The organism is Hydrogenophaga sp. PBL-H3, from assembly GCF_010104355.1.
Taxonomy (GTDB): domain Bacteria; phylum Pseudomonadota; class Gammaproteobacteria; order Burkholderiales; family Burkholderiaceae_C; genus Hydrogenophaga.
In genome coordinates this window covers 2,782,226-2,805,403 of record NZ_CP044972.1, presented here as the reverse complement: position 1 = coordinate 2,805,403, position 23,178 = coordinate 2,782,226, and the positions used below count along the sequence as shown (strand labels likewise).

The window sequence follows — 23,178 nt, the reverse complement described above, 5'->3', positions numbered from 1 at the left end:
GCGTCAGTCTGGCGCCACGGTGTGACCGGCCATCAGCTCCAGCGCCTTCACCAGCGCCGAGTGATCCAGGTCGCCCATGCCGTGCGCGGCGCAGGCTTGCATGAGCTGCGCGGCGTTCGCGGTTTGCGGCAGTGACACCCCGATTTCCTTCGCGCCCTGCAGCGCCAGGTTCAGGTCTTTCTGGTGCAGCTTGATGCGAAACCCGGGGTTGAACGTGCGCTTGATCATGCGTTCGCCGTGCACTTCCAGAATCCGGCTCGCGGCAAATCCTCCCATGAGCGCCTGGCGCACCTTGGCCGGGTCGGCGCCGGCCTTGCTGGCGAACACCAGGGCCTCGCTCACGGCCGCGATGTTGAGCGCCACGATGATCTGGTTGGCCACCTTGGTGGTCTGACCGTCGCCGTTGCCGCCGACCAGCGTGATGTTCTTGCCCATCAGCTCCAGCAAGGGGCGCACGCGCTCGAACACGGCCTCGTCACCACCACACATGATGGTGAGCGAACCGGCCTTGGCGCCCACTTCACCGCCGGACACCGGCGCGTCGATGTAGTCGGCGCCCAGCGCGTTGATCTTCTTCGCGAAGGCCTTGGTGGCCATGGGGCTGATCGAGCTCATGTCGACCACCACCTTGCCCTTGCCCAGTCCAGATGCCACGCCGTTCTCGCCGAACAGCACGGCCTCCACGTCGGGCGTGTCTGGCACCATCGTGAACACGACTTCTGCCTCGCGGGCCACGGCGGCGGCGTTGTCACAGCGCACGGCGCCCGCCGCCTGAATGGCTTCAGGCACCTGGCTGCGCGTGTGCACGAACAGCTGGTGACCTGCGTTGGCCAGGTGCAGGGCCATGGGCGTGCCCATGATGCCCAAGCCGATAAATCCAATCTTCATCTGTTGTCCTTGTGGTGGGGCGGGCTCAGTAGCCGCCTTCGGTTTTGGGTGCCTGGGCGGCGCGCATGGTGGCCATCACCTGTTGCGCACCGGCGGCCATGAGGCGCGCGTCCGAGCTCACGGTGACGAACTGGAAGCCCATGGCGATGCGCCGGAGCGCCGCCTCGGGCGAGCCGTTGTGGATGCCGGCGACCACGCCGTGCGACTTGGCGCGCGCCAGGATGTGCTCCACCGCTTCAGTCGCCTTGGGGTCGAGGTCGTCGAACGTGGGTTTGCAGCCGAGGGCCAGCGACAGGTCGGACGGGCCGATGTAGATCGCGTCCAGCCCCGGCACCGAGAGAATGTCGTCCAGGTTGTCCAGCGCCTGCGCGGTTTCGATCATGGCGAAGGTGACGATGGTGTCGTTGGCGTGCTGGGGGTAGTCGGCACCGCCGTAGAGCAGGGCGCGCACCGGGCCGAAACTGCGCGTGCCGCGCGGCGCGTAGTGCGTCCAGGCCACGAGTTTTTGCGCGTCTTCGCGCGTGTTCACCATCGGGCAGATCACGCCGTACGCGCCGGCGTCCAGCGTCTTCATGAGGATGCCCGGCTCCAGCCACGGCACGCGCACCACAGGCACGGTGGTGGTGGTGCTGATGGCCTGCAGCATGGGGATCATGGCCTGGTAGTCCACCACGCCGTGTTGCAGGTCGATGGTCAGCGAGTCCCAGCCCTGGTGGGCCATGGTCTCGGCCGAGAAGCTGTTGGGAATGGCCAGCCAGCCGTTGACGACGGCGCCACCGGTGGCCCAGATTTCACGCAGGCGGTTGGGTCTCATGCAGGTTCCTTGGGCTGTGTGGGTGTCATCGGTCGAGCGCGGGGCGCTTGGGGTTGAAGGTCCAGTTGGGGATCAGGCTTTGCATGGCCATGGCGTCGTCGCGCGCGCCCAGGCCGTGCTGCAGGTAGAGCTGGTGCGCTTTTTCCACCTCGGCCATGTCGAGTTGCACGCCCAAGCCTGGGGCCTTGGGCACCTGCACATGCCCGCCCACGATTTTCAGCGGATCTTTCGTCAGGCGCTGGCCGTCCTGCCAGATCCAGTGCGTGTCGATCGCGGTGACCTTGCCCGGTGCGGCCGCAGCCACGTGGGTGAACATGGCCAGCGACACGTCGAAATGGTTGTTGGAATGCGAGCCCCAGGTCAGGCCCCAGTCGCGGCAAATCTGCGCCACGCGCACGCTGCCGGCCATGGTCCAGAAATGCGGGTCGGCCAGCGGAATGTCGACCGATTGCAGCGAGAGCGCGTGCGTGAGCTGGCGCCAGTCGGTGGCCACCATGTTGGTGGCCGTGGGCAGGCCGGTGGCGCGGCGGAACTCGGCCATCACCTCGCGGCCCGAAAAGCCGTCTTCGGCACCGCACGGGTCTTCGGCATACGCCACCACGCCGCGCATGCGCTGACCCAGCCGGATCGCGTCCTTGAGCAGCCAGCCGCCGTTGGGGTCGAGCGTCACACGCGCGTCGGGGAAGCGCTCGTGCAGTGCGGTCACGGCGTCCACTTCCTCGTCACCGCGCAACACGCCGCCCTTGAGCTTGAAATCGTTGAAGCCGTAGCGCTCGCGCGCTGCTTCGGCCAGGCGCACCACGGCTTCGGGCGTCATGGCTTCTTCGTGCCGCAGGCGGCTCCAGGCGTTGTCCGCACCCGGTTCGCTCGCGTAGGGCAGGTTGGTCTTTGACTTGTCGCCCACGAAGAACAGATAGCCCAGCATCTCCACAGCGTCGCGCTGCTGGCCTTCGCCGAGCAGGGCGGCCACCGGCACACCGAGGTGCTGGCCCAGCAAATCCAGCAACGCCGACTCCACTGCTGTCACCGCGTGGATGGTGGTGCGCAGGTCAAAGGTCTGCAGCCCGCGCCCGCCCACGTCGCGGTCGGCAAAGCGGGTGTGCAGTTCGCGCAGCAGGCGCTGGTGGTCGCCGATGGACTGACCGACCACCAGGGCGGCCGCGTCTTCCAGCGTCTGGCGGATCTTCTCGCCGCCCGGCACCTCGCCCACACCGGTGTGGCCGGCGCTGTCGGTGAGGATGAGCAGGTTGCGCGTGAAGAACGGGGCGTGTGCACCGCTCAGGTTGAGCAGCATGCCGTCACGCCCGGCGACGGGGATGACGCGCAGTGCGGTGACGCGGGGGGTGGAAGACTCGATGCCGGGATTCATCATGAAAGACTCACAAAAAGAAGCGTTGCCAGCGCGATGTGACCCAACCCAGGGATGCCGCGGATCCGGCTCTGCCGGTCCCAGGCATCGCCCCCTGGAAGGGGGTCGCGCGCAGCGCGGCGGGGGTGGGCCTGTCAGTCGGCTTTGATGTTGCGGGCTTCGATGAGTTTTTTCCAGCGTGCGAACTCGCTGGCCTGGAAGGCGGTGAACTGCTCGGGCGTGTTGGCCACGATCTCGAAGCCGAGGTCGAGCAGCTTGGGCTTCACGGTCGGGTCGTTGAGGATCTCCACGATCGCGGTGTGCAGTTTGGCCTTCACGTCGGCGGGAATGCCCTTGGGCGCGGCCACGGCCTGCCAGGAGTTCACGTTGGCGTCCTTGATGCCCAGCTCGTCGAGCGTGGGCACGTTGGGCAGCAAGGGTGAGCGCTTGGCGCTGGTGATCGAGAGCGCGCGCAGCTTGCCGGCCGTGATCTGCGGCATGGCGGTGTTGATGTTCATGAACGAGGACTCCACCTGGTTGCCGAGCAGGTCGGTCATCACCGGGCCGCCGCCCTTGTAAGGCACGTGCACGCCGGTGGTGCCGGTCTGTTGCCAGTAGAGCTCGGCGGTGAGGTGGTCGCTGCTGCCGTTGCCCGAGGAGGCAAAGGTCATCTTGCCGGGGTTGGCCTTCTGGTAGGCCAGCACGTCGGCCATGGTCTTGAGCGGCGAGACGGCGGGTACCACGAGCACGTTGGGCGCCTGCACGGCCACGGTGATGAGGTCGAAGTCCTTGGTGGCGTCGTAGGTCACCTTGGTGAGGTGGGGCGCGATCACGAACGGGCCGAGCGAGGAGACGAACAAGGTGTGGCCGTCGGGCGCGGAGCGCACGACTTGCGCGGCGCCGATGGTGCCGGTGGCACCGGCCTTGTTTTCCACGATGAAGGTGCCGCCGAGTCTTTCCTGCAGCTTGCCTTGCAGCGTGCGCGCGATGAGGTCGGTCGAGCCGCCGGGCGGGAAGGGCACGACGATGGTGACGTTCTTGTCGGGCCAGGCCATGGCGGCGGTCACGGCCATGGATGCGCCGAGTGCGCACAACAGTTTCTTCATTGCATGTCTCCTTCTGGGTGGGATCGGGTGGCGTACTTGCCGTGGGTTGGTACCGGTACCAATGTTTTCCGGAGCGAATGGTACCGGTACCAATTGGTGGCGTCAACGGTTGTTTGTCGGGTGGTTTGATGCCTGCACCTTGGCGGGCTCGTGAGCGAGAAGTGATGTGGGCCCGCTATCGTGACGGGTGCCAACGTGGTCGTCGATGACCGGACCAGCCCGGAGAAAACCCTCAGGAAGTCTCCCGCTCAACGATCGAAAACCCCACGTCCACCACCCGCTGCGCCACCTCGCGCCCCTCGGCCCGATCGATCAGGCTTTGAGCTGCCAGGCGGCCGATCTCCACACCGTTGATGTGCACCGTGCTCAGCGCGGGCGCCATGTCGGCGGCAAACGGCACATCGCCAAAACCCATGATGGCCATCTGCTCGGGAATCGCAATGCCACGCACGCGCGCTTCGGTCAACACACCCAGGGCCAGCAGGTCCGAACTGCAGAACACCGCGTCCACATCGGGCGCCTGCGCCAGCAATTGGCCCAAGGCGTCTCGCCCGCTCTGCAGGGAGCGCGAGGCGCCCACATTCACCACCGAAACCGGCCCGAAACCAGCGCGCACGACCGCGTCGGTGAAGGCGCTGGCGCGCCGGTCGGCACGCTCGTCCTCGGCGCGGATCAAGGCCAGCTTGCGCCGGCCCTTGGCCATGAGGAAACGCGCCACCTCGCGGCCGATGTCGGCGTGCGAGAAACCCACCAGCATGTCGATCGGGGTGGGCGTGAGGTCCCAGGTTTCCACCACCGGAATACCCGATGCCATCAGGCGTGTGCGGCCCAGGCCCGGGCCCAGGATGCCGGTGAGGAAGATGCCGTCGGGTCGCCGGCCGATGATGGCCTCCAGCAGCGACTCCTCGCGCGCCGCCGAGTAGCTCGACTGCCCCAGCATGAGCTGGTAGCCGGCGTCGAACAGCGTGTCGTTGAGCGCCTCGATGGTGGGCATGAACACCGACATCACCGTGCTGGGCACCACCGCCGCGATCAGCCGGCTGCGCGAGGAGGCCAGGCCGCCGGCCATGCGGTTGGGCACGTAGCCTGTGCGCTGCACGGCGTCCAGCACCTTCTGCCGCACCTCCACCGAGACCTGCTCGGGCGTGTTGAGCACGCGTGAGGCGGTGATGGGCGCCACCCCCGCGAGCTTGGCCACGTCGCGCAGGGTGATGGCGCCGCTGCCACGGCGCGCGCGCCGGGAGTTGTCGGTTTCTTTCATTTGAGGCTTAATCGAGGCTTGAAATGGTACCGGTACCAAATGAATGGCGATGGTATGCCGAAACGGCCACCGACGCACGCTGAACCCCGCAATCTTAGGAGACAGGGATGTCACAAGCCCTCCAGACACCTCTTGCCACACCCCCGGCAACCCGCTCGGCCGCGCCGCTGACCATCCGCATGCACGCCAGCGACAACGTGGCCATCGTCGCCAACGACGGCGGCCTGCCCGCAGGCACCGAACTGCCCGGCGGCCTGGTGCTGCGCGACAAGGTGCCGCAAGGCCACAAGGTGGCGCTGGTCGATCTGCCCCAGGGCGCGGTGGTGCTGCGCTACGGCGTGCCCATTGGCCACGCGCTGGCCGACATCGCCGCCGGCAGCTGGGTGCACGAGCGGCTGCTGCAGATGCCCGATGCGCGCGGCCTGGACAACCTGCCCATGGCCACCGTCAAGCCCGAACCGCTGTCCGCCCTGGAGGGCTACACCTTCGAGGGCTACCGCAACGCCGACGGCTCGGTCGGCACGCGCAACATCCTGGCCATCACACAAACCGTGCAGTGCGTGGCCGGCGTCACCAGTTTTGCGGTGCAGCGCATCAAGGCCGAGCTGCTGCCGCGTTTTCCCAACGTGGACGACGTGGTGGCGCTGGAGCACGGCTACGGCTGTGGCGTGGCCATCGACGCGCCCGACGCGGTGATCCCGATCCGCACACTGCGCCACATCAGCCTGAACCCCAATTTTGGCGGTGAGGTGATGGTGGTGAGCCTGGGCTGCGAGAAGCTGCAGCCTGAGCGCCTGCTGCCGCCAGGGTCCATCCCGCTCGTGGACGAACGCAACGTGGCCGACGTGGGCACCAGCGCCGAGACCCGGCTCGACGTGGTTTGTCTTCAAGACGACGCGCACGTCGGCTTCATGAGCATGGTCGACTCCATCGTGCGCCAGGCCGAAGAACACCTGGAGCGCCTGAACGCGCGCCGCCGCGAAACCGTGCCGGCCAGCGAGCTGGTGGTGGGCGTGCAGTGCGGCGGCAGCGATGCCTTCAGTGGCGTCACGGCCAACCCGGCGGTCGGCTTCTGCACCGACCTGCTGGTGCGCGCGGGTGCCAGCGTGATGTTTTCCGAAACCACCGAGGTGCGCGACGGCATCGCCCAGCTCACCGCGCGCGCCACCACGCCCGAGGTGGCGCAGGCCATGGTGCGCGAGATGGCCTGGTACGACGCGTATTTGCAGCGCGGCAGCGTGGACCGCAGCGCCAACACCACGCCGGGCAACAAAAAAGGCGGCCTCTCGAACATCGTGGAGAAAGCCATGGGCTCGATCGTGAAGTCGGGCAGCGCGCCGATTTCCAACGTGCTGGCACCCGGCGAAAAACTCAAGCACAAGGGCCTGACCTACGCCGCCACGCCCGCGAGCGACTTCATCTGCGGCACGCTGCAGCTCGCCGCCGGCATGAACCTGCACGTGTTCACCACCGGGCGCGGCACGCCGTATGGCCTGGCCGCCGTGCCGGTGATCAAGGTCGCCACGCGCAGCGACCTGGCGCGGCGCTGGCACGATCTCATGGACATCAACGCCGGCACGATCGCCGACGGTTCGGCCAGCATCGAGGACGTGGGCTGGGAAATGTTCCGCCTCATGCTCGACGTGGCCAGCGGCCGCAAGAAAACCTGGGCCGAACACTGGAAGCTGCACAACGCCCTGGTGCTGTTCAACCCCGCGCCGGTCACCTGACCTTCACGGCCTGCCCGTCGGTGATGGTGCTGCCGGGGTAGAGCAGGACGCGCTCACCTTCGCGCACCCCTTCACCCACCCAGGCCACGTCGGCGTTGCGCTCGCGCAGCGTGATGGTTCGGGCCACGGCGCGTTGGCCTTCGACCACGAACACCCGCCACGCTGTGCCCTCGCGCACCAGCGCGGCGCTTGGCACGAGCAGGGCGCCCGCCTGCGTCGATACGGTGATGCGCGCGTCGACCCTGAAACCGTCGCCCAAGCGCTGCGTCCGGGGTGCGGTGGTGTCCAGGTCCACGATCACGTTCACCCGCTGTTCCTCGATACCCAGGGCCGAGACCTTGGTGAAAGCCACCGGCTCGATGCGCACCACATGGCCCGACAGGGCTGGTGCACCGGCGGTGAGCGTGAGGCTCGCGGGCGCACCGGGTGCGATCAGCTGCACCTCGCTGGAGAGCACGTCGACCACGGCCTCCATCGCCGTGGTGTCGCCAATCTCCAGCAGGTGCTGGCCAGCTGTCACGGGGGCGGCGCTGTCCAGGTGCAGCTTGATGACCTGGCCGTCCACCGGGCTCTTCAGGGTCCACAAGCCTTCCACGCGAGCCCCCGCACCCGGTTCGGAGCGCGCGAGTGCGGCCTGGGCTTCGGCCAGCGCGAACTCAGACGCGCGCTGCTCGGCACGGCCAGCGTCCAGCGCCTGCTGCGCCGAGCGCTTCGCCAGCACGGCCGCATCGCGCACCGACGGTGCGATGAAGTTCTCGCGCGCCAGCTTCTGTGCGCGCTCGACCTCCAGGCTGGCCTGGGCCAGCGCGGTGTCCAGGCGCTGCAGCTGCGCGCTGGCCGCGCGGCGCGCTGCGTCGGCACTGCCCACGCGCTGCTGCAGCACCAGCCGCGTGCGGGCATCGATCATCTGCGGCGCCACCGGGGCCAGCGTGGCCACCACGTCGCCAGCGCGCACCGCGTCGCCCACCTTGAGTGTGGGCCGCGCCAGTTCGGCCTGGGTGGGCGCCGAGATCAGGTAGCGGTGCTTCAGGCGCAGCTGGCCATCTTCTTCGATTACCTGCTCGAAAACGCCGGTGGTGACTGGCGCCACCTCCACCAGCAGGGGGCGCGGCTGGAAGGCCCAGAAGGCGAGGGCGGCGGCCACCAGGGCAGCCAGCGCCCAAGGCGCCCAGCGGCGCCAGCGGTGGTTGGGGTTCGTGTGGTTCATTCGCGGACTTTCAAAACGGCGACCAGGTCGAGCCGGTCGATGTGGCGGCGCACCAGCAGGGCGCTCACCACCCCGGCGGCCAGCACGATCAGGGCGGCCCAGGCGTAGGTGGCGGGTTCGATCACCACCGGGAAATCGATGTTGTCCGAGGACATGAGGCGCATCAGCAGGGAGGCCAGCAGCCAGCCCGCCACCGCACCGATGGGCAGGGCCAGCAGCAGCTCGGCCCCCAGTTCGCCAAGCAGCAGCACCGAGACCTCGGCGCGCGTCATGCCCAGCACGCGCAGGCTGGCGAGTTCCCAGGCCCGCTCCGAGAGCGCGATGCGCGCGGCGTTGTAGACGATGCCCACCGCCATGGCCACGGCGAACAGGGTGAGGATGGTGCTGAACACGCCCATGTTGCGCGAGGTGGTCTCGTTGAAGCTGGCCATGGAGCCGGCCTTGTCGAACACCGCGGTGATGACCGGCGCGCGCTTGACCGCTGCCCAGAAATCACCCATGGCCAGCGGGTCCACCCGCAGAGCGGCCTCGGCCACGCCGGCACCGTCGCGCGCCAATCCGTTCATGGCATCCAGGTTCATGAAGGCCTGCTTGCCCATCATGGTGTGCACGATGTCGACCACCTGTGCGGTTGTGCGCCGCTGGTGCCACAGACGGAACTCGATCTCGACCCGGTCGCCCACGCGCGCGCCCACGGCCTTGGCCAGCAGCGCCGACATCACCACCCCGCTGGCCGGCAGTGCCACATGGCCACGGGTGTCGTCCACCGCGCGCAGGAGCTGTGCGCCCTCGATCAGACCGGTGAGCGCAGCGTCTTCGCTGCGGCCCAGACGGCGCACGCGCACCGGCTCGCTGCGGTAGGGTTCGGCGCTCATCACGCCGGGCAGGCGCCGAAGGTTCTGCACCACCGACAGCGGCACCGGGCGGTGAAAACTTACCAGCACGTCGCCCTGCTGCACCTGGCGGAACTGCACGTCGACGATGTGTGCGATGGCGTCCAGCCAGAACGCCCCCGAGATCTGCAGCGCCACCGACATCGCGATGCCGGTGACGGTGAAGGCGGCGCGCAGCGGTCGGCGCTCGAAGTTGCGGATCACCATGAGCGCGCCGGTGCTCACGCGCCTGCCCAGGCCCAGCCGTTCGATCAGCGTCTGCCGGTAACTGGGTGGGGCAGGGGGCTGCATGGCCTGCGCGGGCCGCAGGCGCACCACGGCGCGGATGGCCGTCCAGGTGCCGACTGCGGCGGCGGCAAACGCCAGCGCCGTGGAGGCCACCACCAGCCACGGCGTGGTGACGTAGGCCAGCCGGTTGAAGCGGAACACCTCGTCGTACAGGCCCAGCATCAGCTGGCCGATGACCACGCTCAGGACCAGGCCGGCCACCACGCCCAGGCCGGCGATCACCATGGAGAGCTTGATGTAGTGCCACGCGATGGCCCCGTCGCTGTAGCCCAGCGCCTTGAGTGCCGCGATCTGGCTGCGCTGCGTGGCCACCTGGCGGCTGATCACCACGTTGAGGATGAACATGGCCACCGCCAGGAAGATCGAGGGCAACACCGTGCCCATCACCTTGAGCTGTGAAAGCTCGTCGGCCACGATCTTGGCCGACAGCTGTTTGTCGTGGCCCACCGCGCCCAGGCTGCCGTAGGCGTCAAGCAGGCGGTCGGTCTGCTCGGTCACGGCTGGCGCCGAGGCGCCCGCGTCCAGCCGCAGCGAGACCTGGTTGAACGCGCCTTGCAGGTCGAAGGCGTGCGCCATGCGCTCGCTGTCGATCCACCAGATGCCGAAGGTCTTGTCGTCGGGCGCGCCCCCGCGCGATGCAAAAACGTATTCGGGCGAAATGGCCGTGCCCACCAGATGCACCTGCTCCAGCCTGCCATTCAGGATGGCGTTGACCCGGTCGCCGGGCTGCAGGCCGCGCGCCACGGCAAACCGATCGCTCACCACCGCTTCGAGAGCGCGGCCACGCTCGGGCCAGCGGCCGCTGCGCAGCGTGAGCGCATTGAGCCGCTGGCGCTGCGCGTGCACCCGGGCCAGGTCCAGGCCGATGAAGCGGCCGGTCACCGGCGCGTCGGCGTCGGGCAGCGCGATTTGCGCGTCCATCACCACATCCAGCTGCACCTCGGCCACGCCGGGAATGGCGGCCAGGCGCGTGCCCAGGTGGACCGGCGCGCGCTTGACGCTGGCGAACAGGTCGGCGAGGTGGTTGTCGCGGTAGAAGCTGTCGCGCGAACCCTGGAGCGATTCATGCACCGAAAACATGCCCACGAAGCCGGCCACGCCGATGGCCACCACCAACGAGATGGTGGCCACTTGTGCGCGCAGACGCTTGAGATCGCGCCAGAGCTTGGTGTCCAGGGCTTTCATGGCGGGCTCACCAGCTCAGGGTGGACGCGGCCACCTTGTGCGCATTGATCCGCGTGTCGGTGATGCGCCCGTCAGCCAGGCGCAGCACGCGGTCGGCCATGTCGGCGATCGGCGCGTTGTGCGTGATCACCACCGTGGTGGTGCCCAGCGTGCGGTTCACGTGTTCGATCGCCTGCAGCACCATCACGCCGGTGGCGCAGTCGAGTGCGCCCGTGGGCTCGTCGCACAGCAGCACCGCCGGGCGCTTGGCGATGGCCCGCGCAATGGCCACGCGCTGCTGCTCACCGCCCGAGAGCTGCGCCACGAAGTGGTTCATGCGCTCGCCCAGGCCCACCAGCGCCAGCGCCTCCTCGGGCGGCATCGGGTCGTCGGCCAGGTCGGTCACCAGCGCCACGTTTTCCAGCGCGGTCAGGCTGGGGATGAGGTTGTAGAACTGGAACACGAAGCCCACGTGTTCGCGCCGGTAGCGCGTGAGCTCGGCGTCGCTGGCGCCGGTGAGTTCGTGCGATTCACCCTCGTGCACCCAGCGCGCGGTGCCGGCGCTGGCACTGTCCAGCCCGCCCAGGATGTTGAGCAGGGTCGACTTGCCGCTGCCCGAGGCGCCCAGCAGCACCACGAATTCGCCACGCACGATGCGCAGGTCCACCCCGCGCAGCGCGTGCACGGCGGTGCTCCCTTCGCCATAGACTTTGGTCAGGCCCTGGGCAATGAAGACGGCTTGTGCGTCGGGTGGTGCGGCGTTCATCGGGGGTTGTCGGGCAAAAGATGTCCAGGTTCGATTCGACCACCCGAACCGCCGCTTGACCTTGACGCCGGTCAACTCCCGGGCATTGCCGTAGACTGCCGCCTCCCCCATGGCAGTTGCTCCAACCTCCACCCCCTCCCACGGCCCGCTGATCGCCAACCTGATCGCGCAGCTGGCCTTCGGCCTGCTCGCCATGACCATCTGCCTGCCGTCCATGCAGGAGTGGGGCGCCATCTTCGGATCGGATCAGGCCAGCGTGCAGCTCACCTTCAGCGGCTACGTGGTGGCTTACGGCGGGCTGCAGCTGCTCTACGGCCCGTGGTCGGACCGGCTGGGGCGCAAGAAGGTCCTGATGTTCGGCCTGACGCTCGCCGGCCTGGGCTCGGTGCTTGCGGCCTTGTCGCCGAGCCTGGCGTGGCTCACGGCGGCGCGCGCATTGCAGGGCGCAGGCTGCGCCGCCGGCATGGTGGTGGGCCGAGCGATGGTGCAAGACCTCTTCTCCGGGCCCGAGCGCACGCGTGTGATGGCCTACGTGGGCATGTCCATGGGTTTGGTCCCGCCCACCGCCACCATCCTGGGCGGGCAGATCCATGTGCGCCTGGGCTGGCAAGCCAATTTCGTGCTCATCGCGGTGCTCGCGGTCGTGTTGTTTGTGGCCGCATGGAAGGGCTTGCCCGACCATGAGCCGAGCACCACGGTGCAGCCGCACTGGCTGCGCGCCATGCTGTCGTCGTATGCGCGGCTGGCGCGTGAGCCCTCGTTCCTGTTGTTCGTGCTCATCCTCGCCATGACCACCGCCACGTTCTATGCGTTCCTCGCGGGAGCGCCCATCGTGCTGGGCAGCTATGGCGTGGGGCCGGCGGGCATCGGCTACTACATCATGGTCGTGCCGCTGTCCTACATCGTGGGCAACTACCTCACCACCCACCTCGTGCATCGCACCGGTGACCGCGCCATGATGATGCTGGGCCAGGTATTTTCGGTGGGAGGCATCGCGCTCATGCTGGTGCTGGCCCTGGCCAACGTGGACACCCCGCTGGCCTTTGCACTGCCGCTCATGCTGATGGGCCTGGGCAACGGCTTCCTGGTGCCCCCGGCACTCACCGGCACAGTGGGGCTGGTGCCGGCGCTGGCCGGCTCGGCCTCCGCGGTGGCGGGCCTGGCGCAGCAGCTCACGGGCGCGGTGGGTGGCTACGCCGTGGGCCTGGTGCCGCACCATGGCGCTGTCAACCTGGGCTGGCTGATGCTGGGCCTGGGCAGCGTGGCGCTCGTGGCGCAGGGGGTGCTGAATCGCCGACACGTGAGCAAGCCGGCACCAGTTCGCGAAGACCCCCGCGCCTAAAGCAGGCTGCCCTGACCGCCGCGCTCGCGCGCTGCCAGCAGCGCATCGGTGGCGTGCGCATCCGCCAGATCAAACACCTCGCAGGCCTGCGGGCGCACCAGCGCCTGGGCATCGGCTTGCGCACCATGCAGCCAGGTGTGCCAGTCGTGCGGTTCGATGTGGGCCACGGCGCGTTTGTCCTGCTGGTCGGGTGGCAGCGTCGGGTCGGGTTTGTGCAGGCGACCCAGCAGAGGATGGCCGTCGCAGTTGCAGGTGATCATGGTGAAGTTGGGCACCAGTTCGCCGGTCTGGGGATCGGTCCAGTGCGACCAAAGGCCCGCCAACGCCCAGGGTGCGCGATCGGCGCGGCGCAGGCGCCACCACACGTTCTTGCCTGTTTCCCAGTTCGGCTCCTGGTACCAGTCCGCCAGGATCAGGCAGCGCTGGCCTTGCAGCCACGACCCGCGGTAGGTGACGCGCTCGGTGATGCCCTCGATGCGCGCGTTGTTGGTGAGCACGGCACGCGAGGCAGGCCGTCGCGTGGCGCTGCCCGGGCGGATCATGCCCCACTGGCCCAGGCGGCCAACCAGTTGCGCGGCTTCGCCCGGCAAGCCCGGGCGCACCATCAAGCCGTGCTGGAACGGCCCCACCGTGGCCTGCACGAAGTCTTCGACATCGACGCTCGCGCCGACACTGCCGAGGTATCGCTCGGCCGCACCTTTGTCGGTCATGTTGTAGAGGTTGCACATGGAGGGGCGGGCTCCCTGAAAATTGCTGTTGCACCGCATCATCCTCTTGCCCGCGTTCCATTGAAACCGTGTCCCGGGTTCACATGGATTGAGCCGGTACCTGCGGAGGGCACCCACCGCAACCTTGGTCGGGCCCGCAACGCGCGTGACAACCCAAGCGCTCAGACGGGTGCAACATGGCAATGCCCGTCACCACCCCGCAGGCCCACCATGACCACATTGCAGTTCCAGGTCCGAAAGGACCAGTTCGCCACCACCCGCACCGTGCAGTTGCACGACGCACCCTTGGCGGAAGGCGAAATCCGCGTGCGTATCGAGCACTTTGCCTACACCTCCAACAACATCACCTATGCCGCCTTCGGCGACACGATGAACTACTGGCAGTTCTTTCCTGTCTCGCCCCAGGCCGCAGACCAGGCCGCGTGGGGCGTGGTGCCGGTGTGGGGCTTCGGCGTGGTGGAGCAGACGCAGTGCGCCGGCGTTGCCGTGGGCGAGCGCCTGTACGGCTACTGGCCCATGGCCTCACACACCGTGCTCAAGCCCGCGCGCGTGTCGCCCGAGGGCTTTTTTGACGGCGCACCGCACCGTGCCGCGCTGCACCCGGTCTACAACCACTACCTGCGCTGCGCGGTGGACCCGCTGCACGACCCAGCCACCGAGCCGCTGCAGGCCTTGCTGCGCCCGCTCTTCCTCACCGCGTGGCTGATCGACGATTTTCTGGCCGACAACGATTTTTTTGGTGCGAACCAGGGCGGCAAGCGCGGCGTGATGCTGCTGTCGTCGGCCAGCAGCAAGACCGCGTATGCCACGGCCGCCCAGCTCGCACAACGGCCCGAAGTGGAGGTGGTGGGCCTCACCTCGGCGGGCAATGTGGCGTTTTGCGAAAGCCTGGGCGTGTACAGCCGCGTGCTCACCTACGACCAGCTCGACCAGTTGCCACAGGACACACCTTGCGTGTACGTGGACTTCGCCGGCAACGGCGCGCTGCGCCAGGCCATCCACAGCCGATTCAGCGCGCTGGCCTACAGCTGCTCCATCGGCGGCACCCATGTGGACCAGCTTGCTGGTGGACGCAACCTCGCAGGTCCGCGCCCGGTGCTGTTCTTCGCGCCGGCGCAAGCCAAGAAGCGCCACGGTGACTGGGGTGCTGCCGGGTTCAACGAGCGCATGGCCCGCGCCTGGCACGCTTTCATGGCCCAGGTGAGTCAGCCCGCCGCGCCCTGGGTGGTGGTGCAGCACCACAGCGGAGCGGCCGCCGTGCAAGCCGCCCACGCGCTGGTGCTGGGCGGGCGGGGAGACGCTCGGGTGGGGCACATGCTGTCGCTGTCGTAGTTGCGCACAGAGACTGTGCCCTACGCTGTGGATAACGGGGTGGACAACCGCCGCAGCCCGCAGCCCGGCTGGCTGGGCGCAGGGTGCTTAAAAATCGGGCGATGACCGCAGGGTCTGTGGACGAGGGGTCAGTACAGGCGCACGGCCACATCAAAATGCCAGGTGCGGCGAATTTCGACCACGTCGTACTCGCTGGCCAGGGCGGGTGAAAACGCCGGATAGTTCGCCTGGCTGTGCACGATGCGCGGTATGGCCTCGTCGATCGCCGCGACGCCGCTGGAGCGAACCAGGGTCACCGACTCCACCGTGCCATCGCTGCGAATGGCCACCGTCACCACGGGCTGGGTGTGGGGCTGTTTCGCCGCTTCGCGGACCAGGTCGATGGTCATGTTCATCTGGATCTTGCGCGCCCAGGCCTCTGCATACCGGATGAGCTCGGCGTTGGGGTCTGAGCGCCCGAAAAGCCGGGCCCGGCGCGCGGTGCTCAGCGAATAGGGCAACTGGCGCGCCGCAGCCGCGGCCGCGTCGCGCCGGTCGGCTTCTTCGTTCAGTTGCCGTCCGATGGCGCGCAGCCGCTCTTCCCGTCTGGCTTGCGCCTCCTGCCGCTCGGCCTGCAGGCGTGCGGCCTCGGATGGCGCGGCCTGCTGGCGGGAGGCCGCCTCCTGCTGGGCGGCCGCCTGTTGCGCGGCGGCCTGGCGTTCGCCTTCTTGCCGCGTGGCCTCGGCCTGCGCTGCTTGCTGGCGAGACGCTGCTTCCTGCTGGGCGGTCGCTTGTTGGGCCGCTGTCTGGCGGGCGGCTTCCTGCCGCGTGGCTTCGGCCTGTGCGGCCTGTTGGCGGTCGGCTTCCCGCTGCGTTGCTGCTTGCTGCGCAGCGGCCTGGCGTTCGGCATTCACCCGCGCAGCCTCCTGGCGCTCGGCCTCCAGCCGCTGCGCGGCTTCGGCCTGTTCCGCCTGCCGGCGAGCGGCTTCCTGTCGGGTGGCTTCTTGCCGGGCCGCTGCTTGACGCTGGGCCTCCAGCCGCGTTGCCTCGGCGCGCTGCGCCTGCAGGCGGGCGGCTTCCTGTTGTGCGGCTTCCAGCTGCGCGGCGGCCTGCCGCTCGGTCTCGATGCGTTCTGCCTCAAGTCGCCGGGCCGCTTCTGCGCGGGCGACCTCCTGTTGGCTGGCCTCTTGCTGCGCCGCCGCCTGGCGCTCGGCCCGTTGCCGTTCGGCCTCCACCCGCTGTGCGGCTTCGGCCTGCGCGGCTGCCTGGCGGGCGGTCTCCTGCCGCGTCGCTTCAAGCTCTGCCGCCTTGCGGCGAGCCGCGCCCTGGCGCTCGATCTCCAGCCGTGCGCTTTCAACTTGCGCCGCTTCTTGTTGTGCCGATGCCTGGCGTTCGGCTTCCAGTCGGGTGGCTTCCACCTGAGCCAGTGCCTGCCGCGCCTGCTCCTGCCGGGCAGACTCCTGCGCTGCAGCCTGCAGCGCAAGCTCTTGCCGAGCCGCTTCCAGCCGCTCAAGCTCCAGCTTCGCGGCTTCAAGCCGCGCGGCCTCTTGCAAGGCCGCTTCCGCTTCCTGTTTCGCCGCCGCCTCTCTGGCCACTTCCCGTTGCGCAGCTTCGAGACGCTCAAGCTCCCGCCTGGCGACTTCCTGCTGCTGTTCCTCTGGTGCGGCGCGCTCAACCAGCGCCACCGCAGCGGGTTGGTCGGTCGGCTGAGGGGCGCTGGGCGCGGTCGCGCTTTCGCTGGACGCTGGAGCTGGAGCTGGAGCTGGAGGAACTGGTGGAGCCGGTGGCGATGCGGCTTCGGGCATGGGCGCTTTCTGCGCCACAGCCTGCACCGGCGGCAGCGGCTCCGCCACCGGCTCGGTCGACGGCTCAGCTGCCGTGCCCCGTGCTGCATTCAGCAGGATGCGAAGGTTGGGCACCTCGATCCGCCGGTCTTGCCAAGGGAAGCCGAAGCCCGGCAGGCCGATGCCCTGGCCACCGAAGGTCAGACCCAGCAGCACTGCGTGGAACACCAGCGAGAACAGCAGCGCAAACGTCATGCGCCTGCGCTCAGGGAGTAGCCCGAGCGCTGGGGAGACTGTCGTGAGGTGCATCCGGTCGATTGTCCTATCCAAACCGTCGCACCCGTTTGTCGGGTCCGGCGGTGGGTCGACTTGAGGTTCGCGAGACATCATTCAGGTTCGCTCAACCGATTTCCCCAGCTCTCCACCAGGTCCGTGATCAACCGGGCAACGATCTTGCTGGCGGCCGTCAACTGCCCCTGCTTGGGCAGGGACAGCGTCACGTGGCGTCGGCAGTCCGGGTTGACGATGCGCGCCGCTTGCAGGCGTCCCGATCGCAGTTCGTCGGCGATCGAAAAGGGGCCGAGCAGTGAGTACAGGTGAGCGGTGTGGGCCACAAGCTCTTTTTGCACACGCAAGGAGTCGGCCTCCACCTCGGCCTGCAACGTGAAGCCTTTGCCCCGAGCGGTTTCGTCCAGCACGGAGCGCCAGTGCGCGGGTCTGCGCGGCAGCACCAGGCGCAGGCCTTCGAGCTTGCTGAAGTCAACCGCCTCACCTCGGGTGAGGGGGTCGCCCACCCGCGACACCAGGTAGGTGCCCACGGTGGCCAGCAGCTTTTCGTCGGGGCTGGCCGGCTTCTGGTAGCGAAACAGCACGGCCATGTCAACGCTGCCCGTGTCCAGCAGCGCATCGAGCTCGCCGCCTTGTCCCTCGCGGATGTTGAGCTTGATCTTCGGGAACTCGGCCTGCAGGCGCAGGTAGAGCCGGGTCATCAGCGGGTGCGCTGCCGAGGGCAGGATGCCGAGCTTGACCTCGCCCATCGGCTCGCCGGCATCGGTGCGGATGTCGGCCAGCAACTGGTCCGTGTCGCGCAGCCAGTTGCGCACGCGGGTTTCGATGTGCTGGCCCAGATCGGTGAGCACCACGCCCCGCCCGGTGCGCCGGAACAGCGCGCCGCCACAGGCAGATTCCAGTTCGCTGATCTGTCGGCTGATGTGGGACTGCACCGTCTGGCGCTGCGCGGCGACCTTGGTGAAGCTGCCGAGTTCGGCCACTTCGAGAAAGAGCCGGAAGTCGTTCGGGTTCATGGGTTCTCCGTCGGCTTTGATATGCCAAAAATGGCATGTCTGAAATCTCAGTTTGCATTCTATTCAGATGTCGGGTGCCTCCCTAGACTCCACCCCCATCACAACGAGATCTACCGGAGAGGCACCTCATGCGTTACGCAAGCTTTGAAATCAATGGCCAGGCCAGCTACGGCGTGGTGGACGGAGCGGGCCAGTACCGCCGCGCGCCGGCCGACTTCCAGGCCCGGTTCGCCGACCTCAAGGCCGTGATCGCCGCCGATGCCCTGCAAGCGCTGGCCGAGGCTGCCCTGGCCAGCGGAGAGGCGCTCACGCCCGCGCAGGTTCGGCTGCTGCCCGTGATCCCCAACCCCGGCAAGCTGATCTGCGTGGGCTTGAACTACAAGAGCCACGTGGCCGAGACCAAACGCGCCGACAGCGAGTACCCCTCGCTGTTCCTGCGCTTCAACGACAGCCTGGCCGCGCACGAGGACGTGGTGCTGCGCCCCGCGTTCTCGGAGCGCTTTGACTGGGAAGGTGAACTCGCTTTTGTCATCGGCAAGGGTGGCCGGCACATCGCCAAAGAGAAGGCCTTCGAGCACATCGCCGGTTACGCCTGCTTCAACGACGTGAGCGTGCGCGACTGGCAGAAACACACGCACCAGTTCACACCCGGCAAGAACTTCCCCGGCACCGCGCCTTTCGGCCCGGTGCTGGTGAGCCGCGACGAGGTGCCCGATGTGACCGCGCTCACGCTGGAGACACGCGTCAACGGCCAGGTGGTGCAACACGCCAGCGTGGGCGACCTGATCTTCGACATTCCGACCATCGTGGCCTATGTGTCGCGCTTCACACCGCTCTCGCCCGGCGATGTGATCGCCACCGGCACCCCGGGTGGCGTGGGCGACCGCCGCGAGCCGCCGCTCTACATGAAGGAAGGCGATGTGGCCGAGGTCGAGATCACCGGCCTGGGCGTGCTGCGCAACCGCATCGGCACCGACCACTCCGCCTCCTGAACGCACTCCCTCCGAGAGAACACCCCATGAGCAACACCCCCCAATTGCGGGTCGCCGTCGACATCGGCGGCACCTTCACCGACATGGCGGCTTTTGACGAAGCCACCGGCAAGCTGCTGTTCGGCAAAGCCCTGTCCACCCACGGCCAGCTGGTCAACGGCATCCAGGCCACGCTGGACAGCGCCAGCATCGACCTGAAAGACGGCAACCTGTTCCTGCACGGCTCCACCATCGCCATCAACACCTTGCTGGAGCGCAACGGCGCCAACACCGCGCTGCTGATCACCGAAGGCTTCCGCGACATCTACGAGATCGGCCGTGTCAACCGCCCCGATGCCTACAACCTCTTTTTCAACAAGCACCAGCCACTGGTGAAGCGCTCGCTGCGCTTCGAGGTGGCCGAGCGTCTGCGCGCCGACGGCAGCACCCACAAAGCGCTGGACGAGGCGGCCGTGCGCGAGCTGGCGAAGGACCTGCGCGGCCAGGGCATCGAGGCGGTGGCCGTGCTGCTGCTGCATTCGTACCGCAACCCCGCGCACGAGCAGCGCGTCAAGCAGATCCTGCAGGAAGAACTGCCGGGCGCCTTCGTCTGCGCCTCGCACGAGCTGAGCCAGGAGTACCGCGAGTTCGAACGCGTCTCCACCGCAGTGGCCAACGCCTACGTGGGCCCGCGCGTCTCGGCCTACCTAGGTGAGCTGGAGCAGCACCTGAGCACCCAGGGCTTCAAGGGCGACTTTTACGTGGTGCAGTCCACCGGCGGCCTGTTCCCCAGCGCCCATGCGCGGCGCGACTGCGTGCGCATGCTGGAGTCTGGCCCGGCGGCGGGCGTGATCGGAGCCCAGGCCATCTGCGCGCAGCTCGGCATGGGTGACGCCATCGCCTTCGACATGGGCGGCACCACGGCCAAGGCCGGCGTGATCAGCGAAGGCCGGCCGCTCACCACCGGCTCGGCGCTGATCGGTGGTTACGAGCGTGCCCTGCCGATCCAGATTCCGATGATGGACATCCACGAGGTGGGCACGGGCGGTGGCTCGATCGCCCGCGTGGAAACCGGCAACGCCTTGCGGGTGGGCCCGCAGAGCGCGGGCTCCATCCCCGGCCCGGTGGCCTATGGCCGAGGCGGCACCGAGCCGACCGTGACCGATGCCAACCTGCTGCTCGGCCGCCTGGATGCCGACCACTTTCTGGGTGGCGAACTCAAGCTCGACCTGGCCGGCTGCCAGCGCCAGATGCAGGAGCGCATTGCCGGCCCGCTGGGCCTGGACCCCACCGCCGCGGCCGACGGCATCCTGCGCATCGCGGTGACGCAGATGTCGCACGCGGTGAAGGCCGTGACCACCGAGCGCGGCCTGGACGCTGGCAGCTTCACCATGGTGGTGTACGGCGGCGCCGGCCCGCTGCACGCCTCGGCCATCGCCCGCGAGCTCGGCATCCGCAAGGTGCTGATTCCGTATGCGCCCGGGTACTTCTCCGCCTACGGCATGTTGTTTTCCGACCGCCGCTACGACTACGTGCGCTCGGTGTTCCGCAAACTCGACGAGGTCTCGTTCGACGAGATTGAGGCGCTCTACCAGTCGATGGAAGACGAAGGCCGCGCGGCGCTGACGCAATCGGGCACCAAAGCCGAAGACGTGGTGATCGAACGCGCCGCCGACATGCGCTACGTGGGCCAGGAGCATGCGGTGACGGTGGACCTGCCTGGCGCCTTTTTCGTGGACAAGGACCGCTCCGCCATCAAGCGCCAGTTCGATGAGCTGCACAAGGTGCGCTACGGCACTTCGGCACCCAAGGAGCCGGCCGACCTCGTGAGCCTGCGCGTGACGGTGCTGGGCACCATGAAGAAGCCGCCCAAGCACAGCGTGGCCACCGGAACCGCCACGCCCGACGCGGGCGCGGTGCGGGCCACCAAGCCGGTGTATTTCCGCTCCAGCGGCTGGGCCGACACCCCCGTCTACACCCGCGAATTGCTGCTGGCGGGCAACGCCATCGACGGCCCGGCGCTGATCGAAGAACACGCCTCCACCACGGTGGTGCAGCCCGGCGATTCGCTGCGCGTGGACGAACTGGGCAACCTGCAAATCAACATCGGAGACGACCGGTCATGAAAACACAAGACATCCAGAACCCGGCCGTCGATGCGGTCACCGTCGAGATCATCCGCAACGGCCTCTACGCCGTGACGGAGGAGATGAAGACCAACCTCACGCGCACCGCCTACAACCTCATCATTTACGAGGCGCTGGACTTCACGGTGGGCCTGTTCACCAAAGAGGGCGACACAGTCTCCATCGGCCTGGGTCTGCCGATGTTCATCCGCGGCATGTCCGAAACCGTCAAGGCGAAGATCCGCCATTTCGGGTACGAGAACATCCTGCCGGGCGACATCCTCGTCACCAACGACGCCTACACCACCGGCAGCCACCTGAACCACTTCACATTCACGATGCCGATCTTCCACGAAGGTCGGTTGGAGGGCTTCACCTGCTGCATGGCGCACTGGCTGGACGTGGGCGGCACGCTGGGCAACGTGACGACCGACATCTTCAGCGAAGGCATCCAGATCCCGATCCTGAAGTACCAGCGCGAAGGCGTGGTGAACCAGGACCTGATCGACATCATCGCGATGAACGTGCGGCTGGCCGAACGCGCCCTGGGCGACCTGCGCGCGCAGATCACCGCCATCACCACCGGCGAACGCCGCTACGTGGAGCTGCTGCAGCGCTACGGCGCCGATGCGGTGAACGCGTCGATCCGCCAGATCATGGACTCCAGCGAGGCCGTGGCGCGCAAGAACACGTTGTCGATTCCCGATGGTGTGTACGAAGCCGAGTCGTTCATGGACGACGACGGCCTGGACATCGGCAAGCGCATTCCGATCCGCGTGAAGGTCACGGTCAAAGGCGACGAGATGACGGTGGACCTGTCGGACGTGAGCAAGCAGGTGCGCGGCTTCTACAACTCGGGCTTCACCACCGGCATTGCCTGCGCGCAGGTGGCCTACAAGTGCCTCACCACGCCCACCGACTACCCGGTCAACGACGGCAGCTTCCGATCGCTCAAGGTCATCATGCCCATGGGCACGGTGATCAGCGCCGAGCGCCCCTACCCCATGCGCGTGTGGATGACCTTCCCGATGACGGTGATCGACACCATCTTCAAGGCGCTCGCGCCGGCGATTCCGAACCGTTCGATTGCGGGTCACCACGCCGATCTGGTGTTCCCCAACATCCACGGCATCAGCCCGGAAGACGGTCGCCTGTTCATCGTGGGCATCGGCCCGCTGGGCGGTGGCTGGGGTGCCAAGAGCACCGAGGACGGTGTGTCGGTCACGGTCTGCATCAACGACGGCGACACCCACAACAGCCCGACCGAACAGCTCGAGGCCAAGTACCCGGTGCTGGTGGAGAAGTACGAGATCCGCCGCGACAGCGCCGGTGCCGGCCGCTACCGCGGTGGCCTCGGGGCCGAGATGGTGGTGCAGGCGCTCAGCCCCTTCACCGTCACCACCCGCATCGACCGCGTGCACTGCAAGCCCTGGGGCCTGGACGGCGGTGGCGATGCCATGGGCAACGGCCTGGCCGTGCGACACAAGGGCGAGTGGAAGACCGACCATTTGAACGCCAAGATCTTCAACGTGCGGCTGGAGCGCGGTGACGCCTACAAGATGCTCTCGGGCGGTGGCGGTGGCTTCGGCAGCCCGCTGGAACGCGAGCTCGATCTGGTGGCCGAGGACGTGCGCGAGGGCTATGTGAGCGCTCAGGTGGCGCGTGAGGTCTACAAGGTGGCGCTCGATGGCCACGGTCAGGTGGACCACCCTGCGACACAAGCGCTGCGCAGTGGCAAGGCACAGGTCGCTGTGGAAGACGTGGCCTGGGACGGCCAGTGAGCACCGCCGTGGCCGACCCGCGCGCCGAACGCCTCGCCCACCTGTGGAGCCGGCTCTCGGCCCAGCACGTGACGCTGGGCGCGGGCTGCGGCTGCATGACGGGCGGCGTGAGCGTCTCGCTGGAAGACTTCGAACTCGACATCGCCGACTATTTGTGGGCCGAAGGCGAGCGACTGGGCGAAACCGTGGTGGTGACCTTCCTGCTGCAACCCGGCCCGATCGACCAGCAGACCAAGCCGGTGGCGACCCTGCTGAACCGCCTGGAAGAGGGCGAGGCCGACGAGGCGGTGGCCGACTGGTTGCTCACGCGTCTGGCGCGCACGCTCGACTCGTTCGCCAAATTGCACGGCCCCTCCAGCACCTGAG

At 68.0% G+C, this 23,178-nt stretch carries 18 protein-coding genes; 7 read left to right on the top strand and 11 right to left on the bottom strand.

Annotated features, from left to right (window positions below):
- Nucleotides 1-3: 3 nt before the first annotated feature.
- From glxR to F9Z44_RS12870, 5 genes are all read right to left on the bottom strand, one after another.
- Nucleotides 4-888, bottom strand: coding sequence for a 2-hydroxy-3-oxopropionate reductase (gene glxR, locus F9Z44_RS12890; RefSeq protein WP_159606741.1), 885 nt, complete (start codon nt 886-888; stop codon nt 4-6).
- 25 nt (nt 889-913) lie between these two features.
- Nucleotides 914-1,702: an HpcH/HpaI aldolase family protein gene (locus F9Z44_RS12885; RefSeq protein WP_159606739.1), complete on the bottom strand. Its 789-nt coding sequence runs from the start codon at nt 1,700-1,702 to the stop codon at nt 914-916.
- A gap of 25 nt (nt 1,703-1,727) precedes the next feature.
- A complete protein-coding gene (gene gudD / locus F9Z44_RS12880; protein WP_159606737.1) occupies nt 1,728-3,074 on the bottom strand; it encodes a glucarate dehydratase in 1,347 nt (448 codons plus the stop codon).
- Between the two features lie 131 nt (nt 3,075-3,205).
- Nucleotides 3,206-4,156, bottom strand: a complete 951-nt coding sequence (locus tag F9Z44_RS12875; protein ID WP_159606735.1) for a Bug family tripartite tricarboxylate transporter substrate binding protein — start codon at nt 4,154-4,156, stop codon at nt 3,206-3,208.
- Between the two features lie 232 nt (nt 4,157-4,388).
- A complete protein-coding gene (locus F9Z44_RS12870) occupies nt 4,389-5,417 on the bottom strand; it encodes a LacI family DNA-binding transcriptional regulator (RefSeq protein ID WP_159606733.1) in 1,029 nt (342 codons plus the stop codon).
- Between the two features lie 107 nt (nt 5,418-5,524).
- On the opposite strand from F9Z44_RS12870, the gene garD reads away from it, so the two are divergent.
- Nucleotides 5,525-7,147: a galactarate dehydratase gene (garD, locus tag F9Z44_RS12865; RefSeq protein ID WP_159606731.1), complete on the top strand. Its 1,623-nt coding sequence runs from the start codon at nt 5,525-5,527 to the stop codon at nt 7,145-7,147.
- On the opposite strand, the gene F9Z44_RS12860 is transcribed toward garD, so the two are convergent.
- The 3 genes from F9Z44_RS12860 to F9Z44_RS12850 are packed head-to-tail and all read right to left on the bottom strand — an operon-like array spanning nt 7,140 to nt 11,465.
- Nucleotides 7,140-8,354, bottom strand: a complete 1,215-nt coding sequence (locus tag F9Z44_RS12860; protein ID WP_159606729.1) for an efflux RND transporter periplasmic adaptor subunit — start codon at nt 8,352-8,354, stop codon at nt 7,140-7,142. The genes garD and F9Z44_RS12860 overlap by 8 nt on opposite strands.
- Nucleotides 8,351-10,720, bottom strand: coding sequence for an ABC transporter permease (locus F9Z44_RS12855; protein WP_159606727.1), 2,370 nt, complete (start codon nt 10,718-10,720; stop codon nt 8,351-8,353). Before F9Z44_RS12855 ends, F9Z44_RS12860 begins: the two co-directional genes overlap by 4 nt.
- Nucleotides 10,721-10,727: 7 nt before the next feature.
- Complete coding sequence (locus F9Z44_RS12850; protein ID WP_159606725.1) at nt 10,728-11,465, bottom strand: ABC transporter ATP-binding protein; 738 nt, start codon at nt 11,463-11,465, stop codon at nt 10,728-10,730.
- A 109-nt stretch (nt 11,466-11,574) separates the two neighbouring features.
- On the opposite strand from F9Z44_RS12850, the gene F9Z44_RS12845 reads away from it, so the two are divergent.
- A complete protein-coding gene (locus tag F9Z44_RS12845) occupies nt 11,575-12,807 on the top strand; it encodes a multidrug effflux MFS transporter (RefSeq protein WP_159606723.1) in 1,233 nt (410 codons plus the stop codon).
- On the opposite strand, the gene F9Z44_RS12840 is transcribed toward F9Z44_RS12845, so the two are convergent.
- The gene (locus F9Z44_RS12840; protein ID WP_236574119.1) at nt 12,804-13,535 is read right to left on the bottom strand and encodes an SOS response-associated peptidase; all 732 of its coding nucleotides are present in this window, start codon (nt 13,533-13,535) and stop codon (nt 12,804-12,806) included. The genes F9Z44_RS12845 and F9Z44_RS12840 overlap by 4 nt on opposite strands.
- Nucleotides 13,536-13,745: 210 nt before the next feature.
- On the opposite strand from F9Z44_RS12840, the gene F9Z44_RS12835 reads away from it, so the two are divergent.
- Nucleotides 13,746-14,867, top strand: coding sequence for a DUF2855 family protein (locus F9Z44_RS12835; protein ID WP_159606721.1), 1,122 nt, complete (start codon nt 13,746-13,748; stop codon nt 14,865-14,867).
- A 128-nt stretch (nt 14,868-14,995) separates the two neighbouring features.
- Here the strand turns inward: F9Z44_RS12835 and F9Z44_RS12830 are convergent, their stop codons facing one another.
- Both F9Z44_RS12830 and F9Z44_RS12825 read right to left on the bottom strand, forming a co-directional pair.
- Nucleotides 14,996-16,885 (bottom strand): TonB C-terminal domain-containing protein, encoded by a 1,890-nt coding sequence (locus F9Z44_RS12830; protein ID WP_159606719.1) that lies wholly within the window; start codon nt 16,883-16,885, stop codon nt 14,996-14,998.
- A 131-nt stretch (nt 16,886-17,016) separates the two neighbouring features.
- Nucleotides 17,017-17,934 (bottom strand): LysR family transcriptional regulator, encoded by a 918-nt coding sequence (locus tag F9Z44_RS12825; protein WP_159606717.1) that lies wholly within the window; start codon nt 17,932-17,934, stop codon nt 17,017-17,019.
- A 128-nt stretch (nt 17,935-18,062) separates the two neighbouring features.
- Here F9Z44_RS12825 and F9Z44_RS12820 point away from each other — a divergent pair, with 128 nt between their 5' ends.
- Genes F9Z44_RS12820 through F9Z44_RS12805 form a run of 4 tightly spaced genes read left to right on the top strand, consistent with a single transcriptional unit; the run spans nt 18,063 to nt 23,177 of the window.
- Nucleotides 18,063-18,926: a fumarylacetoacetate hydrolase family protein gene (locus F9Z44_RS12820; protein WP_159606715.1), complete on the top strand. Its 864-nt coding sequence runs from the start codon at nt 18,063-18,065 to the stop codon at nt 18,924-18,926.
- Between the two features lie 26 nt (nt 18,927-18,952).
- On the top strand, nt 18,953-21,031 hold the full coding sequence (locus F9Z44_RS12815) for a hydantoinase/oxoprolinase family protein (protein WP_159606714.1): 2,079 nt from the start codon (nt 18,953-18,955) through the stop codon (nt 21,029-21,031).
- Complete coding sequence (locus tag F9Z44_RS12810; protein ID WP_159606713.1) at nt 21,028-22,812, top strand: hydantoinase B/oxoprolinase family protein; 1,785 nt, start codon at nt 21,028-21,030, stop codon at nt 22,810-22,812. The genes F9Z44_RS12815 and F9Z44_RS12810 overlap by 4 nt, the downstream gene beginning before the upstream one ends.
- Nucleotides 22,809-23,177 (top strand): hypothetical protein, encoded by a 369-nt coding sequence (locus tag F9Z44_RS12805; protein ID WP_236574118.1) that lies wholly within the window; start codon nt 22,809-22,811, stop codon nt 23,175-23,177. Before F9Z44_RS12810 ends, F9Z44_RS12805 begins: the two co-directional genes overlap by 4 nt.
- The last annotated feature ends 1 nt before the right edge of the window (nt 23,178 follow it).

Excerpts from the sequence above, each read along its gene's own strand:
- F9Z44_RS12885 (WP_159606739.1), bottom strand. The coding sequence starts at position 1,702 with ATGAGACCCAACCGCCTGCGTGAAATCTGGGCCACCGGTGGCGCCGTC.
- F9Z44_RS12855 (WP_159606727.1), bottom strand. The coding sequence starts at position 10,720 with ATGAAAGCCCTGGACACCAAGCTCTGGCGCGATCTCAAGCGTCTGCGC.
- F9Z44_RS12845 (WP_159606723.1), top strand. The coding sequence starts at position 11,575 with ATGGCAGTTGCTCCAACCTCCACCCCCTCCCACGGCCCGCTGATCGCC.
- F9Z44_RS12870 (WP_159606733.1), bottom strand. The coding sequence starts at position 5,417 with ATGAAAGAAACCGACAACTCCCGGCGCGCGCGCCGTGGCAGCGGCGCC.
- F9Z44_RS12835 (WP_159606721.1), top strand. The coding sequence starts at position 13,746 with ATGACCACATTGCAGTTCCAGGTCCGAAAGGACCAGTTCGCCACCACC.
- F9Z44_RS12815 (WP_159606714.1), top strand. The coding sequence starts at position 18,953 with ATGAGCAACACCCCCCAATTGCGGGTCGCCGTCGACATCGGCGGCACC.
- F9Z44_RS12860 (WP_159606729.1), bottom strand. The coding sequence starts at position 8,354 with ATGAACCACACGAACCCCAACCACCGCTGGCGCCGCTGGGCGCCTTGG.
- F9Z44_RS12820 (WP_159606715.1), top strand. The coding sequence starts at position 18,063 with ATGCGTTACGCAAGCTTTGAAATCAATGGCCAGGCCAGCTACGGCGTG.
- F9Z44_RS12825 (WP_159606717.1), bottom strand. The coding sequence starts at position 17,934 with ATGAACCCGAACGACTTCCGGCTCTTTCTCGAAGTGGCCGAACTCGGC.
- garD (WP_159606731.1), top strand. The coding sequence starts at position 5,525 with ATGTCACAAGCCCTCCAGACACCTCTTGCCACACCCCCGGCAACCCGC.
- F9Z44_RS12840 (WP_236574119.1), bottom strand. The coding sequence starts at position 13,535 with ATGTGCAACCTCTACAACATGACCGACAAAGGTGCGGCCGAGCGATAC.
- gudD (WP_159606737.1), bottom strand. The coding sequence starts at position 3,074 with ATGATGAATCCCGGCATCGAGTCTTCCACCCCCCGCGTCACCGCACTG.
- F9Z44_RS12875 (WP_159606735.1), bottom strand. The coding sequence starts at position 4,156 with ATGAAGAAACTGTTGTGCGCACTCGGCGCATCCATGGCCGTGACCGCC.
- F9Z44_RS12850 (WP_159606725.1), bottom strand. The coding sequence starts at position 11,465 with ATGAACGCCGCACCACCCGACGCACAAGCCGTCTTCATTGCCCAGGGC.
- F9Z44_RS12810 (WP_159606713.1), top strand. The coding sequence starts at position 21,028 with ATGAAAACACAAGACATCCAGAACCCGGCCGTCGATGCGGTCACCGTC.
- F9Z44_RS12830 (WP_159606719.1), bottom strand. The coding sequence starts at position 16,885 with ATGACGTTTGCGCTGCTGTTCTCGCTGGTGTTCCACGCAGTGCTGCTG.
- glxR (WP_159606741.1), bottom strand. The coding sequence starts at position 888 with ATGAAGATTGGATTTATCGGCTTGGGCATCATGGGCACGCCCATGGCC.